We start from the raw sequence: 8,763 nt of genomic DNA on the forward strand, positions 1-8,763 counted from the left end.
CTGGCGTGGCCCGCACACAACGTCCCCCACGGTGCGGGCCGCGCCGCCACAAATTCCGTACACCGCACGTCGATTGAGGAGAGGGCATGGCCCCGCGCACGAACGACACCGAGCCGGAGCGGGAGGACGGCCCCGCGCCGGCCACTCCCCCCGAATCCGCCGCCGTCGCGCCGGCGGTCGAGGAACAACGGGACGCCAAGAGCCCCTCGACCCCGCAGACCGCCGCGAACTCCTCACGCACGGAAACGCAAAGGAACGCGCAGGCGCCCGCCAAGCCGGTCACCACTACACCGGACCGCCGCACGGACACGAAGCCGCATGCGACGAAGGGCAGCGCGGTTTCCGGGGACTTGGGAGGCGACGGGCAGCCACTCACCGCGAAGGGCACCGTGATTTCCCGGGTCTCGGGAAGCGACGGGCAGTCACTCACCGCGGGCGGTGCCGTGATGTCCCCGGACTCGCAGACCGACGCGCGGCGCCCTGTCACGAAGGGCGACACGCCAATCCCGGCCGCGGAGAGCGACGGGGAGCCCCCGGCTGCGAAGAAGGCCGCGCTTCCCCTGTCGTCGCCCAGCGAGGCCGAGTCCTCCGTGGGGGCGCAGAGCGAGGCACTCGGGGGCGCGGATGAGCGCGTCGCCGCGGTGCGGCGGGTGTCGGCTGCCGGGCGGCGGTTGCGGGTCGTGCAACTCGGCGGGACCGCCGTGCTGTTGGCCGTCGCGCTGACCGCCGGTTCGATCGCCTACGGGGCCATCCGGGACAAGACCGCGAGCACCCCGGTCGCGGCTGCCCCCAGCGCCATCTCCCCGGCGCTGCTCTCCAGCGGCAGCATCGACGCGAGCATCGCCGCCCTGCAGGCCCAACTTCGCGCCCAGCCACGGGACTACGGCAGCTGGGCCTCCCTCGGCCTCGCCTACGTCGAGCAGGCCCGCACCAAGGGCGACCCCTCGCGTTACCCGCAGGCCGAGAAGGCACTGAAGCGCTCCCTCCAGGTGCGGCCCGGCAACGAGCAGGCCATCACCGGACAGGCGGCCCTCGCGGCGGCCCGCCACGACTTCAAGGACGCTCTGGCCTACGCGGACCGGATCCTGAAGGAGAACCCCTACAGCCAGAACGCCCTCTCCTCCCGCATCGACGCCCTCGTCGAACTCGGCCGCTACGCCGACGCCTCGAAGGCCGCTGACACCGCCGACGCCCGCCGCCCGGGCGTCCCCGTCTTCACCCGCTACGCGTACGTCCACGAACTGCGCGGCGACGTGAAGACGGCACGGCGGGTCCTGGAACAGGCCCTGGCCACCTCCACCACCCCCGGCGACATCTCCTACGTCGCCGCCCAACTGGGCCTGCTCGCCTGGAACCAGGGCGACTACCGCACCGCCCTCACCGACTACGCCCGCGCCCTCGCCGCCGACGAGAACTATCTCCCGGCGCTCGAGGGCCGCGCCCGCGCCCAGTGGGCGACCGGCGACAAGGCGGCCGCGATCAAGGGCATGGAACAGGTCGTCGCCCGCTATCCGCTGCCCCAGCCCCTCGTCGAACTCGGCGAGATGTACCAGGACCGGGCGGCCAAGGGAGACGCGACCAAGGCCTGCGACCAGTACGCCCTGGTCGACGCCTGGATCGCCCTCGCCCGCGCGAACGGCGTCAACGCCGACCTCGACACCGCCCTCGCCGCCGCCGACCACGGCGACAGGGCCGCCGCCCTGCGCGCCGCCCGCGCCGAATGGGCCCGCCGCCACACCGTGCACACCGCCGACGCCCTCGCCTGGGCCCTGCACGTCAACGGCAAGGACGCCGAGGCGCTGCCCTACGCCAGGCAGGCCACGGCCACCGGCTACCGCAACGCCTCGTTCATCTACCACCGCGGCGTGATCGAACGCGCCACCGGCCACACGCAGGACGCCCGTGCCTCCCTGGAGGCCGCGCTGAAGCTGAACCCCGGCTTCTCGCCGCTGGGCGCCCGTGAGGCCCGTAAGGCGCTCAAGGACCTGGAGGCGGCAAAGTGAGCTGTCGTCGTCTGCTCGCCTCCACAGCCGCCGTCCTCACGGCGGCCTGCGCGCTCGCGCTGGCCCCTTCCACCAGCGCGAGCGCGCATCCCCTCGGCAACTTCACCGTCAACCGGTACGACGGCCTGGTGGCCGCCCCCGGCACCCTGCGCGTGGACCACGTGGAGGACCTCGCCGAGATCCCGGCGACCCAGGCCAAGCCGGACCTCGAGCGGCTCGGCATGACCGAGTGGGCGAGGCAGCGGTGCGCGAAGGCGGCCGAGGGCAGCAAGGTCACCGTGGACGGCCGTAGCGCCGCGCTGACCGTCGACAGCAGCAGGGCACGTCTGCGCCCGGGCCAGGCCGGTCTGCACACCCTCCGCGTGGAGTGCCGGCTGACGACACCGCTGCCCAAGGCCGAGACCGTCCGGGTCGGCTTCCACAGTGCCGGGTTGACCACGGGACCCGGCTGGCGCGAGATCACCGCGCGCGGCGACCGGATGACGCTCACCGCGACGGACGTACCGAAGACGTCCGTCTCCCATGAACTCACCAGCTATCCCAAGGCGTTGCTCTCCTCCCCCGCCGACACCTCGTCCGCGACCCTGCGCGTGCGGCCCGGTGGCCCCGCGCTGGCCCCGGAGAAGTCGGAGGCCCCCGGAGCCTCCATACTCCCCCGCGGCGCCGACCGCTGGACGCAGGACCTGAACAACCTGGTCGCCCGCAACCACCTCACCGTCGGCTTCGCCGCGCTCGCCCTGCTCATCGCGGTCGTCCTGGGCGCGATGCACGCCCTCGCCCCCGGCCACGGCAAGACGCTGATGGCGGCCACGGCGGCGGCGCGCGGCGGCCGGGCCCGCCTCAGGGACGTCCTCCCGCTGGCCGCCTCGGTGACGGTCACCCACACCCTCGGCGTCGTGGCCCTGGGCGTCCTGGTCACGGCCGGCTCCGCGGCGACCCCCTCGGTGATCGCCTGGCTGGGCCTGGCGAGCGGAGTCCTGGTCCTGCTGGCGGGCGCGAACCTCGTACGCCGGGCCTGGCGCAACCGCACGCCCGCGCATCACCCGCACGCCCATCACACCCATCACGACCCTCAAGAAACGGCGCCCGCACCGGAGTTGGAGCTGGTGGGAGCGGCCGGCGCGACCGCTTCGACGGAACATCCCGGCCACCATCACCACCACGAGCACCAGCAGGGGCACGAGCACCGGCACGACCACCACCACCATCACCACGACCACGACCACACTCATGACCACAGCCACCACGGCCACACCCACGACGACGCCACGGTCGAGCACACGCACGGCGGCTTCACCCACACGCACTCCACCGCCCCCACCCTGCGCGGCACGATCCTCCTGGGCTTCGCCGGCGGCATGGTGCCCAGCCCCTCCGCCGTCGTCGTGCTGGTCGGCGCGGCGGCCCTCGGGCAGGCCTGGTTCGGGCTGCTGCTCGTGGTCGCCTACGGCATCGGGCTCGCCCTCACCCTCACCGCGGCCGGGTTCGCCGTGGTGAAGCTGGGTACGGGAATGAACCGGGTGCTGGACAGGCGCCCCCGCTGGACCACGCACCCCATGGCGGCCCTGCTGCGCAGGACCGCACCGCTGGGATCCGCCCTGGTCGTCGTGGCCCTCGGGGCGGGGCTGGTCCTCAAGGGGGCGGCATCCGCACTCGGATGAGCTACTTTGTGAATGAATCAGGTCAGATGCCGTGGGGGGCGTCGGTGTCCGGAGAACCTGGCAGGGAACGTGTGATCGCGGGCCGCTACCGCCTTCTGTCCCCCCTCGGTGAGGGCGGCATGGGGACGGTGTGGCGGGCCCGCGACGAGGTGCTGCACCGCGAGGTCGCGGTGAAGGAGGTGCGCGCTCCCGCCGGTCTGCCGACCGCGGACGTGGAGCGGCTGTACGCCCGGCTGGAGCGCGAGGCGTGGGCGGCGGCCCGGGTCGCCAACCGCAATGTCGTCACCGTGTACGACGTGGCCACGCAGGACGGCCGGCCCTGGATCGTCATGGAGCTGGTCCGCGGCATCTCGCTGGCGGAACTGCTCGACGCGGAGGGCCCGTTGGATCCGCGGCGGACGGCGCACATCGGCGCCGAGGTGCTGGCCGCGCTGCGGGCCGCGCACGCCGCCGGAGTGCTGCACCGGGACGTCAAGCCGGCCAACGTGCTGCTGTCCAACGACGACCGGGTGGTCCTCACCGACTTCGGCATCGCGCAGGTCGAGGGCAGCTCGGCGCTGACCATGACCGGTGAGGTGATCGGCTCGCCCGAGTTCCTGGCGCCGGAGCGGGCGCTGGGCCGTACGCCGGGGCCGGAGTCCGATCTGTGGTCGCTCGGCGTGCTGCTGTACGCGGCCGTCGAGGGCAACTCCCCCTTCCGGCAGAACACGCCGCTGAGCACGCTGCGCGCGATCGTCGACGAGGAGCTGCCGCCACCACGCCGCGCCGGGCCGCTGACCCCGGTGATCGAGGGACTGCTGCGCAAGGACCCGGCTCAGCGGATGTCGGCCGAGCGGGCAGAGCAGGAACTGCGGCTCGTCGCGGCCGGGGGCACGCCGGGCGCGGACCGGGCGCAGTCGTCGTCGTACGCCCCGACCGTCGCGGCCTTCCCGGAGCCTCCCTCGCCCACCCCGCCGATGCCGTATCCGACGGCGCGGACCCGGCCGACGCCCGCTTCCGGCACCACACCGGCCTCGGCCCCGCCGGAGCGCGGTCGCCGGGCCGGTGTCGTCCTGGTGGCCGGCGTGGTCGTGCTGGCGCTGGCCATCGCCGGGCTGACGTACGCGCTGCTCAACCGCGACAACGGCAGCGGAGAGGGGAACAACGCGGGCAAGACCCGTACCGAGAGCGGGACTTCGCCGACCGCCGGGGACAGCACGCGGGGAGGCGGCGCGTCGAGTCCGTCGCCGAGCAGGAGCAGCGGTCGTACGACGGCTCCGCAGTCCGTGAGCGTCACGCTGGCGGGGGCGAACACCGACTACTCGGGGACCTGCCCGCCGTCGAGGTCCCAGGCCCCCACGTTCACCGCCACGCTGACGGTCGGGCGCCTTCCGGCGACGGTGACCTACCGCTGGGTGACGAAGAACGACTCGTTGTCCGGCGGGTGGAAGACGCTGTCGTTCCCGGCGGGCGGGGGAAAGACCCGGCAGGACCGGCAGTTCATCACCACACGTGACAGCGAGGGGACCTTCCAGGACGTGATCAGCGTGGAGGTGCGCGATCCGGTGAGCGCGACGTCCAACTCGGTTCCGTTTTCGCTGAACTGTGTGGCGGAGACCCCGACGGGCGGGGCCTCCCCCAGTACGTCCGCCTCACCGACCTCGTGAGGGTCAGACCGCTCCGGTCAGCACGGGCAGATAGCCGCCCGACTGGCCGGCGGCGGTCGGGTGGTACGACTCGCCGATGCTCAGCAGGTTGAGGCTGTGCAGCCAGGAGCTGCCGGAGCAGATCTCGTGGCCGGTGAAGGTGGTGCGGACATCACCGAAGGCGAAGCCGTGGTTCGCCGCCGCCTTGTTGATGGCGGTGTCCAGGTAGTCCGCCGCGTCGTTGATCGCCTTCCGCTTGGTGTCGGAGAGGCCGACGCAGGTCGTGCCGAGCCGGTAGAAGCGGGGGTAGCCGAGAACGACCACACGGGCGTTCGGGGCTTTGGCGCTGATCGCCGAGTAGACCTTGTCGAGCTGGCCCGGCAGCGTGGAGTCGACGTACGCCTTCGCGGTGTTGATCCGGGAGAGGCAGGAGCTGTCGGACTGCAGGACGCAGGTGGTCATGACGTCGGAGAAGCCGGCGTCGTTGCCTCCGATGGTGATGGAGACCAGGCCGGTGGCGGTGCTGAGCGGCCCGAGTTGGTTCGCCAGAACATCACCCGTACGGGCGCCGGAACAAGCGGTGAAGTCGAACGTCGAGGGTGAATGGGCCGCGGCCCAGAGGTAGGGGTACGCCTTGGTGCTGCGGTCGCAGTCGCCGCTGGAGCCGATGTAGCTGCCCGCGCCGACTCCCGAGGAGTAGGAGTCGCCGAGGGCCACATAGCCCGTGGCGGCGGCCTGCGGGGACGCCTGCGCCGCCGTGGCCCCGGTGAGGGCCGTGCCGGCGGCGAGGAGGATCGAGCTCACGAAGACGGCAAATCGGGAACGTCTCATGGAACCTCCCTTTAGCAGGATCTCTGCCATAACCGGCGTACCAACTACGCGTGTTGAGGGGAAGTGTCCATGCCAAGCTTTTCGGTGCAATGGGCACCGGACGGGAAGCGCGGGGAACAGGTGTGTGCCTTGTTCACGCCTTGACGCCCCCAGTTCGCCTGCGCGACATTGAAGTCCGGCATCCGGCGCGCTGGGGGGCAAAGTCGCCAATGCAGACCATCCGCATCAAGAGACCGTCGGACGACAGCGGCACACAGCGGGCGGGGCCCGGTCCGGGGAGGGACCTGGCGCCTCTGCTCGCGGGGGCCGCGACGGCCGTGGGGGCGTTCGGCGCGCTGCTCGCGCTGGTCGACTCCGGGTCCGCGCTGCGCGGTCCGCTCACCCTGTTCTTCCTGCTCGCGGCGCCGGCGACCGCCATCGCGGCCGCGCTGCGCGGGCTGGAACCCTTCGGCCGCGCACTCGCCGCCATCGCGGGCGCGGTCGTCCTGAACATGCTCGTGGCTCAGGGCATGTTGGCCGTCCACCGCTGGTCCGTACACGGCGGGATCATTGCCGTGACCGTGATCAGTTGCGCACTTCTGCTTCTAAGTTGTGTAACGGTCAAACCAACAAAAAGGTGAGGCCTGGTTTCAGGCCTTGCCATACAGGCTCAATCGTCAATACCGTCGTACATCTCACCCGCATCGGACCATCACTCAGCGGCTCCAGGGGAGGGCTCAGGACCGCGATGGCTTCCGGGGGCGGGGCGCGGTAGGGGGGTGCCGTGCTCGGTGACCGCACTTGTGACCGAGTCGTGCCGCGCGGTCGGCTGCCGTCGTCACGGCAGACGGCCAGTTCTGCCAGCTCGCTTCGGCGTGCACGGAGTTCCTTTTCGTCATGCCCAGGCGTGAACCCCCCTTTCGAACCGGACACAAAACCGGGCCGCCCAGGGGCGGGCGGTCCACCGGACGAGAGGGACCAGACTCATGAGTTCCGTACTGCGGTCGGCCACCACGGGCGAAGGCCCGTCAGCCGCCGCCCAATACCGGCCGATCTCCTCGCATCTGGCCATCGCACCACCGGTGAGCGTGGTGATTCCCGCGATGAACGAGGCGGAGAATCTCCCCTACGTCTTCAAGACGCTGCCGGACTGGATACACGAAGTCGTCCTGGTGGACGGCAACTCCACGGACGACACCGTCGAAGTGGCCCGTGAACTGTGGCCGAAGGTCAAGGTCGTCGAGCAGCGGGGCAAGGGCAAGGGGGACGCCCTGATCACCGGGTTCGAGGCCTGCACCGGCGACATCATCGTGATGGTCGACGCGGACGGCTCGGCCGACGGCGGTGAGATCGTCTCGTACGTCTCCGCCCTGGTCTCCGGCGCCGACTTCGCCAAGGGCTCGCGCTTCGCCAACGGCGGCGGCACCGACGACATGACCTTCATCCGCAAGCTCGGCAACTGGGCGCTGTGCACGATCGTCAACCGCAAGTTCGGCGCCCGCTACACCGATCTCTGCTACGGCTACAACGCCTTCTGGCGGCACTGCCTGGACAAGATCTCCCTCGACTGCACCGGCTTCGAGATCGAGACGCTCATCAACATCCGGGTGGTCAAGGCCGGGTTGAAGGTGCAGGAGATCCCCAGCTACGAGTACCTGCGCATCCACGGCGCCAGCAATCTGCGCGCCGTGCGGGACGGGTTCCGGGTGCTGAAGGTCATCCTCAAGGAGCGCTCCAACCGGCGTGAGCTGCGCCGGCAGGAACGCCATTCACCGATGCTCGACTCGGTGCGGGGAGAGGTGTCTTGAGCGATCTCGACGTCTCCGTCGTGATCTGCGTGTACACCGAGGACCGCTGGGAGGACATCCTCGCCGCGGTCGCCTCGGTGCGCGCGCAGTCGCGGCCCGCTCTGGAGACCCTGCTGGTCGTCGACCACAACCCGACCCTCCTGGAACGACTCACCAGGGAGTACAAGGAGACCGCGGACGTACGGGTGCTGCCCAACGCGGGTCCCCGTGGCCTGTCCGCCGGCCGCAACACCGGCATCGCGGCCTCCCGCGGCGAGGTGCTCGCCTTCCTCGACGACGACGCCGTGGCCGAGCGCGACTGGCTGCGCCGCTTCACCGAGGCCTACACCGATCCCCGGGTGATGGCCGTCGGCGGACGCACGATGCCCGTCTGGGCGTCGGGACGCCGTCCGGCCTGGTTCCCGGAGGAGTTCGACTGGGTGGTGGGCTGCACCTACCGGGGGCTGCCGCCGGGCCGGGTGCGGGTGCGCAACGTCCTGGGAGGAAACGCTTCCTTCCGTCGTACGGCGTTCGACGCGGCGGGCGGTTTCGCGACCGGCATCGGACGCGACGGCGACAAGCGTCCGCTGGGCTGCGAGGAGACGGAGCTGTGCATCCGGCTCAGCCGTGCCAGGCCCGACGCCGTCCTGCTCATCGACGACCGGGCGGTGATCCACCACCGGGTGCCCCCGGCGCGCGAGCGCTTCGGGTACTTCTGCGCCCGCGCCTACGCCGAGGGGCTGTCCAAGGCGCTGGTGGCGCGCAGTGTGGGCGCGGACAAGGGGCTCGAGTCCGAACGCCGGTACACCACCCGGGTGCTGCCGGCCGGGGTGGCACGCGGGCTGCGGGACGCCGTACTGGCCCGGCCGGGGGGAGC

The 8,763-nt window shown here is 71.6% G+C and carries 7 protein-coding genes; 6 read left to right on the forward strand and 1 reads right to left on the reverse strand.

The window, feature by feature from the left end:
• Nucleotides 1-446: 446 nt before the first annotated feature.
• Genes GRC12_RS19020 through GRC12_RS19030 form a run of 3 tightly spaced genes read left to right on the forward strand, consistent with a single transcriptional unit; the run spans nt 447 to nt 5,310 of the window.
• Nucleotides 447-2,003: a tetratricopeptide repeat protein gene (locus GRC12_RS19020; protein ID WP_439959897.1), complete on the forward strand. Its 1,557-nt coding sequence runs from the start codon at nt 447-449 to the stop codon at nt 2,001-2,003.
• Nucleotides 2,000-3,664 (forward strand): HoxN/HupN/NixA family nickel/cobalt transporter, encoded by a 1,665-nt coding sequence (locus GRC12_RS19025; RefSeq protein ID WP_208780509.1) that lies wholly within the window; start codon nt 2,000-2,002, stop codon nt 3,662-3,664. The genes GRC12_RS19020 and GRC12_RS19025 overlap by 4 nt, the downstream gene beginning before the upstream one ends.
• 44 nt (nt 3,665-3,708) lie before the next feature.
• Nucleotides 3,709-5,310: a serine/threonine-protein kinase gene (locus tag GRC12_RS19030; RefSeq protein ID WP_208780510.1), complete on the forward strand. Its 1,602-nt coding sequence runs from the start codon at nt 3,709-3,711 to the stop codon at nt 5,308-5,310.
• A 3-nt stretch (nt 5,311-5,313) separates the two neighbouring features.
• Here GRC12_RS19030 and GRC12_RS19035 read toward each other — a convergent pair whose 3' ends face one another.
• Entirely contained in the window at nt 5,314-6,120 is an 807-nt protein-coding gene (locus GRC12_RS19035) for an SGNH/GDSL hydrolase family protein (protein ID WP_133047232.1), read from the reverse strand.
• A 209-nt stretch (nt 6,121-6,329) separates the two neighbouring features.
• Between GRC12_RS19035 and GRC12_RS19040 the strand changes: the two genes are divergently transcribed.
• The 3 genes from GRC12_RS19040 to GRC12_RS19050 all read left to right on the forward strand — a co-directional run.
• Nucleotides 6,330-6,740, forward strand: coding sequence for a hypothetical protein (locus tag GRC12_RS19040; protein ID WP_244373276.1), 411 nt, complete (start codon nt 6,330-6,332; stop codon nt 6,738-6,740).
• 345 nt (nt 6,741-7,085) lie between these two features.
• The gene (locus tag GRC12_RS19045; protein ID WP_208780511.1) at nt 7,086-7,907 is read left to right on the forward strand and encodes a glycosyltransferase family 2 protein; all 822 of its coding nucleotides are present in this window, start codon (nt 7,086-7,088) and stop codon (nt 7,905-7,907) included.
• Nucleotides 7,904-8,763 (forward strand): glycosyltransferase family 2 protein (locus GRC12_RS19050; protein WP_208780512.1); only part of this gene is annotated, 860 nt, incomplete at its 3' end. The genes GRC12_RS19045 and GRC12_RS19050, both read left to right, overlap by 4 nt.

The sequence above is a fragment of the Streptomyces griseorubiginosus genome (assembly GCF_017614965.1).
Classification (GTDB): Bacteria; Actinomycetota; Actinomycetes; order Streptomycetales; family Streptomycetaceae; genus Streptomyces; species Streptomyces griseorubiginosus_B.

Excerpts from the sequence above, each read along its gene's own strand:
- GRC12_RS19020 (WP_439959897.1), top strand. The coding sequence starts at position 447 with ATGTCCCCGGACTCGCAGACCGACGCGCGGCGCCCTGTCACGAAGGGC.
- GRC12_RS19035 (WP_133047232.1), bottom strand. The coding sequence starts at position 6,120 with ATGAGACGTTCCCGATTTGCCGTCTTCGTGAGCTCGATCCTCCTCGCC.
- GRC12_RS19040 (WP_244373276.1), top strand. The coding sequence starts at position 6,330 with ATGCAGACCATCCGCATCAAGAGACCGTCGGACGACAGCGGCACACAG.
- GRC12_RS19045 (WP_208780511.1), top strand. The coding sequence starts at position 7,086 with ATGAGTTCCGTACTGCGGTCGGCCACCACGGGCGAAGGCCCGTCAGCC.